Origin of the sequence: Mesorhizobium sp. B2-5-13 (assembly GCF_006440535.1) — a bacterium.
Classification (GTDB): domain Bacteria; phylum Pseudomonadota; class Alphaproteobacteria; order Rhizobiales; family Rhizobiaceae; genus Mesorhizobium; species Mesorhizobium salmacidum.
In genome coordinates, this window is the sequence record NZ_VFUI01000003.1 from 277,697 (window position 1) to 291,342 (window position 13,646).

The 13,646-nt window shown below is 62.6% G+C and carries 11 protein-coding genes; 1 reads left to right on the forward strand and 10 read right to left on the reverse strand.

The features are described 5' to 3' along the window. Positions 1-53 precede the first annotated feature (53 nt). From FJ434_RS07445 to FJ434_RS07490, 10 genes are all read right to left on the reverse strand, one after another. Positions 54-1,607: a sodium:proton antiporter gene (locus tag FJ434_RS07445; RefSeq protein ID WP_140745310.1), complete on the reverse strand. Its 1,554-nt coding sequence runs from the start codon at positions 1,605-1,607 to the stop codon at positions 54-56. Between the two features lie 158 nt (positions 1,608-1,765). Continuing rightward, positions 1,766-2,830, reverse strand: coding sequence for an ABC transporter ATP-binding protein (locus FJ434_RS07450; RefSeq protein ID WP_140745308.1), 1,065 nt, complete (start codon positions 2,828-2,830; stop codon positions 1,766-1,768). 30 nt (positions 2,831-2,860) lie between these two features. Continuing rightward, on the reverse strand, positions 2,861-3,652 hold the full coding sequence (locus FJ434_RS07455; protein ID WP_015315811.1) for an ABC transporter permease: 792 nt from the start codon (positions 3,650-3,652) through the stop codon (positions 2,861-2,863). Continuing rightward, on the reverse strand, positions 3,649-4,485 hold the full coding sequence (locus FJ434_RS07460; RefSeq protein ID WP_181165828.1) for an ABC transporter permease subunit: 837 nt from the start codon (positions 4,483-4,485) through the stop codon (positions 3,649-3,651). The genes FJ434_RS07455 and FJ434_RS07460 overlap by 4 nt, the downstream gene beginning before the upstream one ends. A 145-nt stretch (positions 4,486-4,630) precedes the next feature. Next, complete coding sequence (locus FJ434_RS07465) at positions 4,631-5,737, reverse strand: ABC transporter substrate-binding protein (protein ID WP_140745306.1); 1,107 nt, start codon at positions 5,735-5,737, stop codon at positions 4,631-4,633. Between the two features lie 243 nt (positions 5,738-5,980). Continuing rightward, positions 5,981-7,153 carry an iron-containing alcohol dehydrogenase gene (locus FJ434_RS07470; protein ID WP_140745304.1) on the reverse strand — a complete coding sequence of 391 codons (1,173 nt, stop codon included), beginning with the start codon at positions 7,151-7,153 and terminating at the stop codon, positions 5,981-5,983. A gap of 17 nt (positions 7,154-7,170) precedes the next feature. After that, entirely contained in the window at positions 7,171-8,559 is a 1,389-nt protein-coding gene (locus FJ434_RS07475; RefSeq protein ID WP_140745302.1) for an aldehyde dehydrogenase family protein, read from the reverse strand. 81 nt (positions 8,560-8,640) lie between these two features. Beyond that, positions 8,641-10,011, reverse strand: a complete 1,371-nt coding sequence (locus FJ434_RS07480) for a glutamine synthetase family protein (protein WP_140745300.1) — start codon at positions 10,009-10,011, stop codon at positions 8,641-8,643. An 87-nt stretch (positions 10,012-10,098) separates the two neighbouring features. Beyond that, positions 10,099-11,655 carry an amino acid permease gene (locus FJ434_RS07485; RefSeq protein WP_140745298.1) on the reverse strand — a complete coding sequence of 519 codons (1,557 nt, stop codon included), beginning with the start codon at positions 11,653-11,655 and terminating at the stop codon, positions 10,099-10,101. Between the two features lie 21 nt (positions 11,656-11,676). Then, the gene (locus FJ434_RS07490; RefSeq protein WP_140745296.1) at positions 11,677-12,495 is read right to left on the reverse strand and encodes an N-formylglutamate amidohydrolase; all 819 of its coding nucleotides are present in this window, start codon (positions 12,493-12,495) and stop codon (positions 11,677-11,679) included. A gap of 143 nt (positions 12,496-12,638) precedes the next feature. Here FJ434_RS07490 and FJ434_RS07495 point away from each other — a divergent pair, with 143 nt between their 5' ends. Beyond that, complete coding sequence (locus FJ434_RS07495; protein ID WP_140745294.1) at positions 12,639-13,466, forward strand: MurR/RpiR family transcriptional regulator; 828 nt, start codon at positions 12,639-12,641, stop codon at positions 13,464-13,466. The last annotated feature ends 180 nt before the right edge of the window (positions 13,467-13,646 follow it).

Below are 13,646 nucleotides of genomic sequence, written 5' to 3' on the forward strand. Positions count from 1 at the left end.
GGAGGACGGACGGGGCTTGGGCCAGCAGGGCGGCGGTCGAGACCCGGCATCTGCTAGTCCGTGGTCAGCGGCTGGAACCGGCCTGCCGGCGACGCCGCCAGTTCCGCCCAGTCGATCTCTTCCTCCAGCCGGTGATAGGCTTCATCGCCGATCGTGCCGTTGCTGCGCAGTTCCTCCAGCGTGTCGCGCTGGCGGTTGATGGCATAGAGCCGCAGCCGGTCGTATTCGGTCGCCGCCTGCGCATCCTCTGGATTTTCCGCGATCTGCCGCTGAGCCTCGTACTGCTCGCGCACGACGGCCGCCGCGGCCGACGTCTTGCGGCTCAACACGTCAAGCGCGGCCTGCATGACGGCAACACGCGCCTGAGCCACTTCGCGATCGACGCTCGTATCCCGTTCGAAGTTGAGTATCCGCAGCAAGGGCTTTAAGGTCATGCCTTGCAACACCAGCGTGCCCAGAACCACCGCGAAGGCGGCTAGCACGATCGGGTCGCGGCCGGGAAAGCCGGCCGGCAGGGCAATGGCCACCACCAGCGTCACCAGCCCCCGCATGCCGCACCAGCCGACCAGCACGGCGCCGCGAAATGTCGGCGCTTCTCGCCTTCTGTCCTCGCCACCGAAACGGGCGAACCATCTGATGATCGCAACGTAACTCGCCACCCAGACGAGACGTGCCAGAATGACGACAACCAGCACCGTCGCGGCAAAGAGAAAGGCTCCGCCCTGCCCGTCGCCTGAGAGCCGGCCGACGATAGAGCGTGCCTGCAGCCCCATGAGCACGAAAGCCAGCACGTTGAGCACGAACACCGCCGATTCCCAGACTGAATAGGTGCTGACGCGGCGTCTCGCCGACATGCGGCGCGGCGCACTGCGCGCAATGGTGATGGCATACACGACGATGGTGATGATGGCGGAAAGACCGAGCCTGTCGGCCAGGATCCACACCCCGAATGTCCCGGCGAACTGCACCACGGTGCTGCTTGCGGCGTCGTCGATCCGGCTAAGTGTCAGCAGCGAGACACGGCCAAGCACATAACCCGCGGCCAAACTGCCAATCGTCGACAGCAAGATCACCGGAATGGCGTTGCTCAACAGGATCGAACCGAGTGCGGCCGAAACCGCCAACCGGTAGATCAGCAGCGCGGTGGCATCGTTGAGCAGGCTCTCGCCCTGCAGGATGGCGGTGAGGCGGTACGGCACCTTGAACTGGCCGAGCACGGCGCTCGCCGCCACCGCATCCGGCGGTGCGACGATGGCGCCAAGCGCGACCGCCGCCGCGATCGGCAGCCCGGCCATTTTCCAGCCGACGAAGGCAACGACCACGGTGGTGAAGACCACGGCGCCGAGCGCCAGCAGCACCAGAGACAGCCTGTAGCGCTTCAGGTCGCGCAGCGACGTGTCATAGGCGGCATCGAGAAGCACCGGCGCGATGAACAGGGCAAGCGCCAGTTCCGGATCGATCTCGATCACAGGCGCGCCAGGTACGAAGGCAATCGCGACGCCGGCCAGGGCCAGAAGGGACGGATAGGGAATCTCCAGCCGCCGCGACAGCGCCGTCAGCGCGACGGCGGTCAAAAGCAGGATAAGCGTCAGTTCGAAAAGGGCCATGCGCTATCGTAGCGGCCGAATGAAACGATTGGCAGTGCCAAAGTCGTGGCCGTGAAACAACGGGCGATACTTCTGGCACGGGTTGTGTCGCCGCGGACAGCACGGGAATTCGGATTGCTGGAGCATCCGTTCGGGAGCGCCAACCGACCGTGGATTACCTAATGCAACACCAGCATATCGCTCGACGAGAACGAAATCTCCGCCTTTTCACCTACCGCGGGCGGCGGCGTCGCCGGGCTGTTGAATGTGTCGAGCGACACCGTGTTGCCGCCGATGCCGACACGAACCCGGATCACCGAGCCGAGGAAGTGCACTTCGGAAATCTCTCCGGTCAGGCTGGAGTCGCGGCCGGGCTGGCGGCCGAGCGAAATCGCCTCGGGCCGCAGCGCCAGAGACAGCGTGTCGCCGGACTTCGAGCCGTTGAGCTTGCCCTTGAGCGAGACTTCCTGCGTGTTGACCTGAACCTTGCCGGAGGCGGCATCGGTGACCTTGCCTTCGAGCACGTTCAGCGTGCCGACGAAATAGGCGACGAACTTGGTCGCCGGCCGGTTGTAGATCTCGAACGGCGTCGCGACCTGCTCGGCCTTGCCGCCGTACATGACGGCGATGCGGTCGGAGATCGATAGCGCCTCTTCCTGGTCATGGGTGACGAAGATGGTGGTGATGCCGAGCTTCTTCTGGATCGAGCGTATTTCCTCGCGCAGCGACACGCGCACCTTGGCGTCGAGCGCCGACAGCGGCTCGTCGAGCAAAAGCAGCTTCGGCTTTGGCGCGATCGCGCGCGCCAGCGCGATGCGCTGCTGCTGGCCGCCGGAGAGCTGGTAGGGATAGCGGTCCGCCATCTGCGGCAGCCTGATCATGTCGAGCATCTCGGCGACGCGCTTGTCGGCGTCGGCCTTCGGCATGCCGGCAACCTTCAACCCGAAAGCGATGTTCTGTGCCACGGTGAGGTTTGGGAACAGCGCATAGGCCTGGAACACCATGCCGACATTGCGCTGGTTGGGCTTCAGCCGCGTGATGTCCTTGCCGGCGACGACGATCTTGCCGGCCGACGGCTCCTCGAAGCCGGCCACCATGCGCAGCACCGTCGTCTTGCCGCAACCGGAGGGCCCCAGGAACGAGACGAACTCGCCCGGCTCGACGTCGAGGCTGAAATCCTGCACCACGGTGTTGGACCCGTAGGACTTTCGCACATGCTGGATGGACAGGAATGGCTCGGCCATGGCTTTTTCTCTCAGGTCAGTGCTTTTCGATCAATTCGGGCGGTTCGCCGATTTCGGCGCGAAGCGGGACAGGATCTGGATGAGCGACATGCAGCCCCAGGTAATGGCGAAGGCGATGATGGCTAGGGCCGCCGGTTCATAGGCCCGGTTGGCGCCGACGTTTTGCAGATACGGGCCAAAGGCCGGACGGTTGAGGAGGCTCGCCATGGTGAACTCGCCGATGACGATGGCAAAGGTCAGGAAGGCGCCCGACAGCACGGCGATCAGGACATTGGGCAGGATCACCCGGCCAATGATCGTGCCCCAGCCGGCACCCAGGATCTGCGCTGCTTCGGTCAATGTCCGCACATCGATGGTGCGCAGCCCGGTATCGACGGCGCGATACATGTAAGGCAGAGCCAGCGTCGCATAGCCGATCACCAGCAAGGCATTGGCGCCCATATTGCTTCCCAGGAACGGCAGCGGGGAATTCGAGCCGTACATCCTGATATAGCCGAAGACGATGACGATGGCCGGAATGACCAGCGGCAACAGCGTGATGAATTCGACGATCGGCCTGAGCTGCGGCAGGCGCAGCCGGATCCAGTATGCCGCCGGCACCACGATCAGCACACCGAGGATGATGGTGAAGACGGCCGCCACCACCGAATACAGGAAGGTCGACTGGAAGCGAGCGTCGCCCAGCACGATCTGGTAGGCGTCGAAGGAATGGACACCGCGCCGCATGCGCAACGAGAACTCGACCGTCGCCATCAGCGGAATGAAGAAATAGGCCGCGCCGACAATGAAGACGACCCAGGCCCAGAATTTGCCCGACTTCATTTGAGCCACCTTTCGGACCGGGTCCGGAACCAGATGTAGAAGACGTTGGCTAAGCCCGTGATGACGATCATGCCGAAGGCGATGGCATAGCCGAGCTGCGGGTTGTGCAGCACGTCGCCATTGATCTGCGAATAGAGCTTAATCGGAACGATGTTGAGTGCCGGGCCGGCAAACGCATAAGCCGTGGCGATGGCGCCGAAGGAATTGGCGAACAACAGGATGACGGTGCCAAGGAAGCTCGGCCACAAGACCGGGATGACCACCATGCGCCAATACTGCGACTGGGTTGCCCCGAGCGTGGCGGCGGCCTCGCCCCATTCCTTCTTCAAGCCGTCGATGGCCGGCACGATGATGACCACCATCAGCGGAATCTGGAAGAACAGATAGACCGCGATCAGGCCCGATGTCGTGAGGAAATTGAAGCCCATCGCGTATATGTTGACATTGAGAACGTCACGCAGAAGCGTTGTGACGATGCCGACGCGGCCGAGGGTCGCCAGGAAGGCGAAGGCCAGCGGCAAGCCGGCGAAATTCGAGGCGACGCCGGAAAAAGTCAGGGTCGCCGAGCGGGTCCAGTTGGGAAGCCCGCCGCGCACGATGGCGATGGCAATCGCGAGCCCGGCAAAGGCACCGATGACGGCCGACCAGAAACTGATCTTGATCGAAACCCAGTAGGAAGCGCTGATCGAGGGATCACTGACCAGCTGCAGGATATTATCCAGCGTCAGCTGACCGTCGCCATTCTGGAAAGCGCCCAGGACGAGATAGATCGTCGGCAGGATCAGGAACATCAGGACGAAGATAAAGAAGGGCGCCACGCCAATCCATTGCATCGGAAAGCGGAAAGCGGTCGCCTCGTTCGGCGGCGCGGGCTTGGTGGTAACGGACTGATTTGAAAGCGTAAGATCGGTCATGCGCCGGCTACCGTCCTCGAGGGGAAGCCGGGCGGCGGCGAGGCCGCCCGGTGGATTTCAAGCCTTACTTGACGTTGGCGCCGACAACGGCGTCCCAGTTCTTGCTGATGGCCTCCTTCGCCTTGCCCTGCTCGTCGAGCGTCGGGAAGGCGGCCGAGGCGTAGGATTCCGCCGGCGGCAGCTTGGCCAGCACGTCAGCCGGGATCTTGCCGTTCTTGGCGAGATCGTTGAAGCGGATCGGGTGGCAATAGCCCTTCAGCCAGCCGACCTGGCCTTCGTCGGAATAGAGATATTCCATCCACAGCTTGGCTGCGTTCGGATGCGGCGCGAAGGCGCTGATCGCCTGCACATAAACACCAGCGACAACGCCGGTCTTCGGCACGATGACGTCGACGGGCGGGTTGCCCTTCAGCGTATCGCGGCCAGCAAGCGCGTTGTAATCCCAGTTGATCAGGATCGGGGTCTGGCCCTGGGCAAGCGTTGCCGGCTTGCCGACGACCGGCACGAAATTGCCGGCGGCGTTGAGCTTCTTGAAGAAGTCGAGGCCGGCGGTGCCAGCGGCTTCACCAGCAGCCGCCCCACCGGAAAGGCCTGCGGCGTAGACGGCCTGGATGGCCTGGTTCGAAGCGCGCGGATCGCCGGCAACGGCGACCGCGTTGGCGAATTCGGGCTTGAGGAGATCGGCCCAGTCCTTCGGCGACTCCTTGATCAGGTCCTTGTTCACCATGAACGAGAGAACGCCATAATAGTCGCCGTACCAGGCGCCATCGGCATCCTTGGCGCTGTCCGGGATCGAGTCCCAGGTCGACACCTTGTAAGGCATCAACAGGCCATCGGCCTTGGCGGTCGGGCCGAAGGACAGGCCGACGTCGATGACATCAGGAGCCTGCGGGCCCTTGTTGTCCTTGTTGGCCTTGATTGCCTCGACTTCGTCGCCGGAGCCGGCGTCGGGGTTGAGTTCGTTGATGCTGATTTCCGGATACTTCGCCTTGAAACCGGCGATGACGTCGCCGTAGCCGCACCAGTCATGCGGCAACGCGATCGTGGTGAGCTGGCCTTCGGCCTTCGCGGCCTTGATGAGATCGTCCATCGAAGCGGCGGACGAAATCACCGACGACACCATCAGGGCCGCGGCCGAAAGGGAAAGTACTTTCCCCGTGAATTTGAACATGTGTTCTCTCCATTGAACTGACGCCGTTGGACGTCTGCGATGCGGTATCGTTTCCGTGTGACAGCCAAATGAAAGCTTTGTGAAACCAGCGCCTCGCAGCGTGAAAAGTTAACTCTTTTTAACGGACTGTAGCAATTAGCCATCACTTAATTTTCCGGCTAATCATTAATCCGCCCCTATATCGCCCCTTCCCCTTTCCTTTCCCCTCGTTTCTCGATCAACTTCCGCACCCCGGAACCGGCCTCAGACCGTCCCGGCGATCGCGTTTTCGAGCAGTGTCAGCGCCGCCTTCTTGGTCAGCTTGACCGGGTTGCCGCCGGCCGTTGGATCGACCACCGCCATGTCGGCGATCAGCGCCTTGCGCTTCTTGTCCATGTCGAGCCCCTTGATCAGGCCCGGCAGCGCGTGCGGCACCTTCAATTCCTTGCGCAGTTTGATGATTGCCTTGGCGAAGCCGTCGAAGCCGCCCTTGATGCCGCAATAGGCGGCAAGCCTGGCAATGCGCTCCTCGATGGAATCCCGGTTGAAGGCCAGCACGTAAGGCATGAACACGGCATTGGTCATGCCGTGATGGGTGTCGTAGAGCGCGCCGATCGGATGCGACAGCGAGTGGATGGCGCCCAGCCCCTTCTGGAAGGCGGCAGCACCCATGGCGGCCGCGCTCATCATATGGGCGCGGGCGACGAGGTCCCCACCGTTGGCATAAGCCTTCGGCAGGTTCTCGAACACCAGGCGTATGCCTTCGACGGCAATGCCGTCGGCCATCGGATGGTAGCCCGGTGCGCAGTAGGCTTCGAGGCAATGGGCGAGCGCGTCCATGCCGGTACCGGCGGTGATGAAGCCCGGCATGCCGACCGACAGTTCCGGATCGGCAATGACGATTGCCGGCAAAAGTTTCGGATGGAAGATGACCTTCTTGGTATGGGTCGCCTCATTGGTGATGACACCGGCGCGGCCGACCTCCGAGCCGGTGCCTGCAGTGGTCGGCACGGCGATGATCGGGGCGATCGCATCGGAGTCGGCGCGCGTCCACCAGTCGCCGACATCCTCGAAATCCCAGACCGGCCGCGTCTGGCCGGACTGGAAGGCGATCAGCTTGCCAAGATCCAGTGCGGAGCCGCCGCCGAAGGCGATGACACCGTCATGCTTGCCCTTGTTGAACACGGCGATGCCGGCGGTGAGGTTGGAGTCCACCGGGTTCGGCTTCACCTCGGAGAACACGCCATAGGGCACCTTGGCCTCATCGAGAATCCTAAGCGTCGAGGCGACGACCGGCAGTTTCGCCAAGCCCGGATCAGTCACGAAAAGCGGCCGCTTGATGCCGGTGGCCGCGAGCACCTCCGGCAATTCCTTGATGCGCCCGGCGCCGAAGCGGACGGTGGTGGGGTAGTTCCATTTGGAGATGAGCTTGGACATTGCTTGTCTTTCAAAAATCAGATGGCTTCGCGCAGGTGGAATGACTTCGGCCTCGTCAGATTGTCGTAGCCGATGGCCGACAGCCCGGCGCCCTTGCCGGTGTCCTTGACACCGGTCCAGACCAGCGCCGGATCGAGATAGTCGCAGCGGTTCATGAAAACCGTGCCGGTCTCGACGCGGTCGCCGATCGCCACCGCATGCTCGGTGTCGCGCGTCCAGATCGAGGCCGTCAGCCCGTAGGGGCTGTCGTTCATCAAAGCGATCGCCTCCTCGTCATTGCGCACCTTCATGATGCCGACGATCGGGCCAAAGCTTTCCTCACGCATGACGCTCATCTGGTGGTCGACTTGCGTCAACACCTCCGGCGCCAGGTAGGGCGAGCCGGCCTTGTCGTTAGCCACCTTCATGTCGACGTGCGCCTTGGCACCCTTGCGCAGCGCTTCGGCCTTCTGCTCGCGGATCAGGTCGGCGAAGCGCGCCTGCGCCATCGGTCCCATCGTCGTCGCCTGGTCGAGCGGATTGCCGACGACATAATTCCTGGTCTCGGCGATGAAGCTTTCGACGAACTCGTCATAGACCTTCTCGTGCACATAGACGCGTTCGATGCCGCAGCAGCACTGCCCGGAATTGAAGAAGGCGCCGTCGACCAGATTGGCCACGGCATGGTCCATCTTGGCGTCGGGCAGCACATAGGCCGGATCCTTGCCGCCAAGCTCGAGGCCAAGCGTCATGAAGGTGCCTGCCGCCGCCTTTTCGATGGCGCGACCGCCGCCGACCGAGCCGGTGAAATTGACATGGTCGATCTTGCCCGAACCCAGCAGTTTTTCGGTCTGGGCGTGGTTGAGAACCACGTTCTGGAAAACGCCCTTGGGCAGGCCAGCCTTGTCGAAGGCCTGCTGGAAGCGCTCACCGACCAGCAATGTCTGCGCCGCATGTTTCAGGATAACGGCGTTGCCGGCCATCAGCGCCGGTACGATGGTGTTGACGGCGGTGAGATAAGGATAGTTCCACGGCGCGATCACCATGACCACGCCGAGCGGATCCTTCTTCACATAGCGGCGGAAGCCGTCCTTCGGGTTGGAGGCCGGCATCGACTTGAGCGCCTGCTGGGCGATCTCGACCATATAATTGGTGCGCTCCTTGACGCCGCCGAACTCGCCGCCATAGCGAACCGGCCGCCCCATTTGCCAGGCTATCTCCGGCACGATCTCGTCGGTCATCGCGACCAGCGCTTCGAGCATCGCCAGCATGTATTTGCCGCGCTCGACGATCGGCGTCTGCGCCCACTTCTCCTGCGCCGCCTTGGCGCGCTCGACCGCGGCATTGATCGCCTGATCCGTCGCGATCGGACGCTCGGCGTAGATCGAGCCGTCGATGGGAGATTTTAACTTGACCGTTTCGGTCATTCGTTCAGTCCTCGCACTTCATGAATCTTGATTGGCGCCGCCACCATTCCAGCGATGGCCGGAGGGCAGCGGCGGCTTGGTTTAATATCGTTCGAACCCTCTGTGCAGTTCCCAATCCGTGATCCGTCGGTCGTATTCGAACTGTTCCCACTTCGCCGTGTGGACATAGTGCTCGAGCACATCCTCGCCGAGCGCCTGCTTCAGCATCTTCGACTTGGCCAGCGTCTCCGTGGCATCGCGCAGTGTCTTCGGAATCTCCGGCAAACGAGAAGCCTGATAGGCGTCGCCGACGAAAGGCTTCTGCAATTCCAGCTTCTCGTCGATGCCGGCAAGGCCGGCCGCGATCAGCGCCGCGAAGGCGAGATAGGGATTGAGGTCGGCGCCGCCGATGCGGCATTCCATGCGGATACCCTTGGTACCCTCGCCGCACAGGCGGAAGCCGGCGGTGCGGTTGTCCTCGCTCCACATGATCTTGGTCGGCGCGAAGGTGCCGGCCTGGAAGCGCTTGTAGGAATTGATGTAGGGCGCCAGGAACCAGGTGAATTCCTTGGCGTATTTCAATTGTCCGGCCGCCCATTGCTGGCCGAGCGTCGACAAGGTCCAGTCGGCTTGTCTGTCGAAGAACAGCGGCGTCTTGCCGTCGGCGCTCCACAGCGAGTTGTGGATGTGGCTGGAATTGCCGGCGAGCCCGTAATTGTACTTCGACATGAAGGAGATCGCCTTGCCTTCGGACTCGGCGATTTCCTTGGCGCCGTTCTTCAGGATGACGTGGCGGTCGGCCATGTCGAGCGCTTCGGCATAGCGCACATTGATCTCTTCCTGGCCCGGGCCCCACTCGCCTTTGGAATTCTCGATCGGAATGCCGGCCGCTTCCATCTCGTTGCGAAGCCGGCGCATGACGCCTTCTTCCTTGGTGGTGATGCCGATCTGGTAATCGCCGATATAGGGCGAAGCGGTGTCGAGACCTTGCCAGTGCTTCTTGCGGGCGGAATCATAGGTCTCGTTGAACAGGTAGAATTCGAGCTCGGAAGCGAAATAGCCGATATAGCCGCGCTCGCTCAGCCGCTTGACCTGTTTCTTCAGGATGGCGCGCGGCGAATGCGGCAGGTCGTCATGGGTGTGGTGGTCGAGCACGTCGCAGATCACCAGCGCCGTCTTCTCCAGCCATGGAATGCGCCGCAGCGTCGCCAGGTCCGGCTTCATGACGAAATCGCCATAGCCCTTCGACCAGCTTGCCGCCTTGTAACCCGGCACCGGTTCCATATCGATGTCGGCCGCCAGCAGATAGTTGCAGCCATGCGTCTCGTCATGCGCGGAATCGACGAAATATTGCGCCAGGAACCGTTTTCCCGCCAGCCGGCCCTGCATGTCGACGATGCAGGCCAGCATCGTGTCGATCTCGCCATTGGAGACCGCTTTCTTCAACTGATCGAACGAGAAATTTCCGGCCATTCCTTTGGCACTCCAGTGCTTGGTCGTTGAAAGGGAGAAACAAAACCATGGCCGGCGCGATGCCGGCCATGGCCATGATGGCGGATGTCAGTGGCCGGTTTCGCCGACCGCCTGCTCCGCTGCCTTGATCGCGGCCTGGCGCGCCGCGATGATGTCGCCGAGCGGCGGCCCCTGGAAGCGGTTGCGCTCGAAAGCGAACCAGACGATCGCAGTCAGGATGAAGAAGCCGACAGTGATGTAGAGCGCCCAGTCGTTCGGCGGCTGGATGCCGATGATGAAGATCAGGACCATCGACACAATCGACAGGAAGCCGAACAGCATGAACACGCCGCGCCCCATGTTCCACGGCCCCATCTTGTCCCACTTCGGTGTGCCCCAGGCCAACATGCCGAGCACGATCGGCACGATGAAGGACAGGAACAGGAAGATGACGGTGCAGGACACGACGATGGTGTAGGCCGAGGTGCCGGCGACCGAAACCAGCGTCGAGCCCCAGACGAACAGCACCGACAGGATCGACGCCGTCCAGATCGCCGCCACCGGCGTGCGGTAGGTCGGGCTGACCTTGGCAAGGGCCGATGAACCGGGCAGGCCGCCGTCGCGCGAGAAGGCGAAGATCATGCGCGAGGCCGACGTGACGGTGGCAAGGCCGCACAGCAGCTGAGCGACGAAAACGACGAGATAGACGAATTCCTTGATGCCGGGGCTGACGCGCTGGTCGAAGGCCCAGAAGAACACGTTCCAGCCCTGCTTGGCGGCATCGTCCATGTTGGGGATCATCAGCACGAAGGCGGCGAGGAACAGATAGCCGAACAGTGCCGACCAGATCACCGACATGACCATGGCGCGCGGCACCGAGGAAGCCGCCTTGATGGTTTCCTCGGAAGTGTGCGCCGAAGCGTCGTAGCCGGTGATCGTGTAGATCGGCAGCAAGAGCCCGAGCGCGAACACCCAAGCGTTCGAAACCTGCGGCCAGACGCCGCCGCCGGCATCGCCGGAGTAATTGTGGAACGTAAACAGCCGGCTGAAATCCCAATGTTCCGCCGAGATCAGGCAGACCACCGCGATCAGGATGGCGCCGAAGAAGATCAGATAGCCCGAGAAGTCAGTCAGCTTCGCCGTCAGCTTGATGCCGAGATGGTTGATCAGGGCCTGGGCACCGGTGATGATGATCAGGAAGATCATCTGGTTGGTCAGCGTGCCCTCGATGCCAAGCGCTGGCCCGAAGGCGCCGACGAAGAACGTCCAGGTGCCGACATTGATGGCACCGAGCACGGTGATCAGACCGAGCAGATTCAACCAGGCTGTCACCCAGCCGGTGCCACGGTTGCCGAGGATGGAACCCCAGTGATAGAGGCCGCCGGCGGTCGGATAGGCCGAGCTGATCTGCGACATGGCGACCGCGAAGGTCAGCGAGACAAAACAGCCGACCAGCCAACCGATGCCGATGCCGATGCCGCCGGCGCCTGAGGTACCTTGCGCCAGCGAATTGATGCCGCCCGACAGGATGCAGATAATGGAGAAGGAAACCGCGAAATTCGAAAAGCGGCTGAGGCGCCGCTCCAGTTCCTGGGCGTAGCCCATGCTGTGGAGGGCCTTTACGTCCTCCGCCTTGTCAACGTCTGTATAACCCGGTGCTGTCATTGGAAGTCCCCTGTTTGTTTCTCAGCTGGCCGATTGGACTGACTTTCTGACTGAATGCGATCTGGGCCGCGTGGCCTCCTCTGGCTCCAGATTGGAAAAAATGCCGGTGAGCAGATCCGCCCATTTCCGCTGCCCGGTCTCGCCGGAGATTTCGTCGTTGCGGATCTCGATCATCGCACAGGGCAAGCCGCGCGAACGTGCGTGCCGTTCCAGCGTGAAATACACGCGGTCGGCCGGCGAATAGGGCTCGTTGACGCCGACGGTTACGCCGGCAAGCCGCTTGAGTGCCGCGATCAGCGGCGCCGCCAGGCGGCGATCCTCGTCATGGATAACGCCGATGTGCCAGGGCCGGTTTTTGGACTTGTAGACCGGCGTGAAGGAATGGACGGAGACCAGCCGCGTCTCCTGGCCGAGCGCCAGCCGCTCCTCGACGATGCGCTCGATCGTGCTATGAAATGGCTGCCATGACAGGGCCACCCGCGCCGCGAGCTGCTTCTCGGACAGGCCGGTATTGCCCGGTATGGCTGTCGTTTCGCTGACCTGCGGCACCAGGTCCGGCGCGTCGAGCGGCCGATTGCAGTCGACGACCAATCGCGAAATCCGGGTTTCGACCAGCGTGGCATCGAGTGCCTGCGCCATTCGCGACGCAACCGGCAGCGCACCGGGATCCCAGGCGATGTGGCGCGTCAGGTCCTCGGCGGCGAGGCCGAGCGTGCCGAATTCGGTCGGCAGGAAATTGGAAGCGTGGTCGCAGGTCAGTACGAAAGGGCTCGATCCGCCGGGGTTCATCACCCGCACGGTATCAGATGATGCAAGGCTGGCGGGCCGTGCTTTCTCCATAGTCTGCCGTCCCCGGGGAGCGCTGTATCGTATGTTACGTATTTTGTCTCATTGCGTCCCTACGGATGATTTCATACAGTTTGTCTGGCTTTGTCAAATGCGATCTGGGGAAAAGACCGTCGACGGGCCAGGGTGGGGAAAAGATGATTTCCAACATTGTGGAATTGATCGCCGACCGTATCGGCGCGATGCCCGCCGGCGAACGGCGAGCGGCGCAGACGCTGATCGCGAACTACCCGATGATCGGCCTCAAGACGGTCGCCGAATTCTCATCCGCGGCCGGCGTCTCCTCGCCGACGATCCTGCGTTTTGTCGCCCGGCTCGGCTTCCAGAACTATCCCGAGTTCCAGTCGAGCCTGCAGGACGAACTGGCGGCGCAATTGCAGTCGCCGGCGATACGAACGCTCAATCCGCCCTCGCCCAATGGCGGCACGGTGTCGCCCATGCTGGAAGCGACGCTCGACAACATGCGCGAGACCTTCAGGCATCTGTCCGACAGGCAGCTTGCCGACATTGCCACCAGGCTGGCCGAGCGGCGCGGCAAGACCTTCCTCATCGGCGGCCGCTTCACCGATCCGCTGGCGCGCTACATGGCAGCCCATCTGGCCGTCATCCAGCCCGATGTCTTTCACCTCGCCGGCCAGGAGAGCATGTGGCGCGACAGGCTGATCGACATGGGCAAGCGCGACGTGCTGGTGATCTTCGACATCAGGCGCTACCAGGGCAGCCTCCTCCGCTTTGCCGAGAAGGCGCATCAGCGCGGCGTGCAGATCGTACTGTTCACCGATCAATGGCTGTCGCCGATCGCCCGCTTTGCCCGCCATGTCATTGCCGGGCGAACCGCCGTGCCTTCCGCATGGGATTCTTCGGCGGCGCTCTTCGTTGTCGCCGAAACCCTGATCGGCGCTGTCACAAGGCAGCTCGAGGCCGACGGCGCCCGGCGCATCCGCGAGATGGAAGGCCTGCGATAAGCAGATCCCCCGGGGCATCGCATCGGCTCCGCTACAGCGTCCCGAATTCACGTTACCGAGATTTAATGTGCACGATTGCGTGATAATTGCCATAAACCGATGATATCGGGGTGTGGCGTGGCCAGTTGTTGCCGCCAGCCCGCATCGTCGCTGCATCCGCTTCCACCTGGAACCCAGCGG

Excerpts from the sequence above, each read along its gene's own strand:
- FJ434_RS07490 (WP_140745296.1), bottom strand. The coding sequence starts at position 12,495 with ATGGAGAAAGCACGGCCCGCCAGCCTTGCATCATCTGATACCGTGCGG.
- FJ434_RS07455 (WP_015315811.1), bottom strand. The coding sequence starts at position 3,652 with ATGAAGTCGGGCAAATTCTGGGCCTGGGTCGTCTTCATTGTCGGCGCG.
- FJ434_RS07495 (WP_140745294.1), top strand. The coding sequence starts at position 12,639 with ATGATTTCCAACATTGTGGAATTGATCGCCGACCGTATCGGCGCGATG.
- FJ434_RS07445 (WP_140745310.1), bottom strand. The coding sequence starts at position 1,607 with ATGGCCCTTTTCGAACTGACGCTTATCCTGCTTTTGACCGCCGTCGCG.
- FJ434_RS07465 (WP_140745306.1), bottom strand. The coding sequence starts at position 5,737 with ATGTTCAAATTCACGGGGAAAGTACTTTCCCTTTCGGCCGCGGCCCTG.
- FJ434_RS07485 (WP_140745298.1), bottom strand. The coding sequence starts at position 11,655 with ATGACAGCACCGGGTTATACAGACGTTGACAAGGCGGAGGACGTAAAG.
- FJ434_RS07475 (WP_140745302.1), bottom strand. The coding sequence starts at position 8,559 with ATGACCGAAACGGTCAAGTTAAAATCTCCCATCGACGGCTCGATCTAC.
- FJ434_RS07450 (WP_140745308.1), bottom strand. The coding sequence starts at position 2,830 with ATGGCCGAGCCATTCCTGTCCATCCAGCATGTGCGAAAGTCCTACGGG.
- FJ434_RS07460 (WP_181165828.1), bottom strand. The coding sequence starts at position 4,485 with ATGCAATGGATTGGCGTGGCGCCCTTCTTTATCTTCGTCCTGATGTTC.
- FJ434_RS07480 (WP_140745300.1), bottom strand. The coding sequence starts at position 10,011 with ATGGCCGGAAATTTCTCGTTCGATCAGTTGAAGAAAGCGGTCTCCAAT.
- FJ434_RS07470 (WP_140745304.1), bottom strand. The coding sequence starts at position 7,153 with ATGTCCAAGCTCATCTCCAAATGGAACTACCCCACCACCGTCCGCTTC.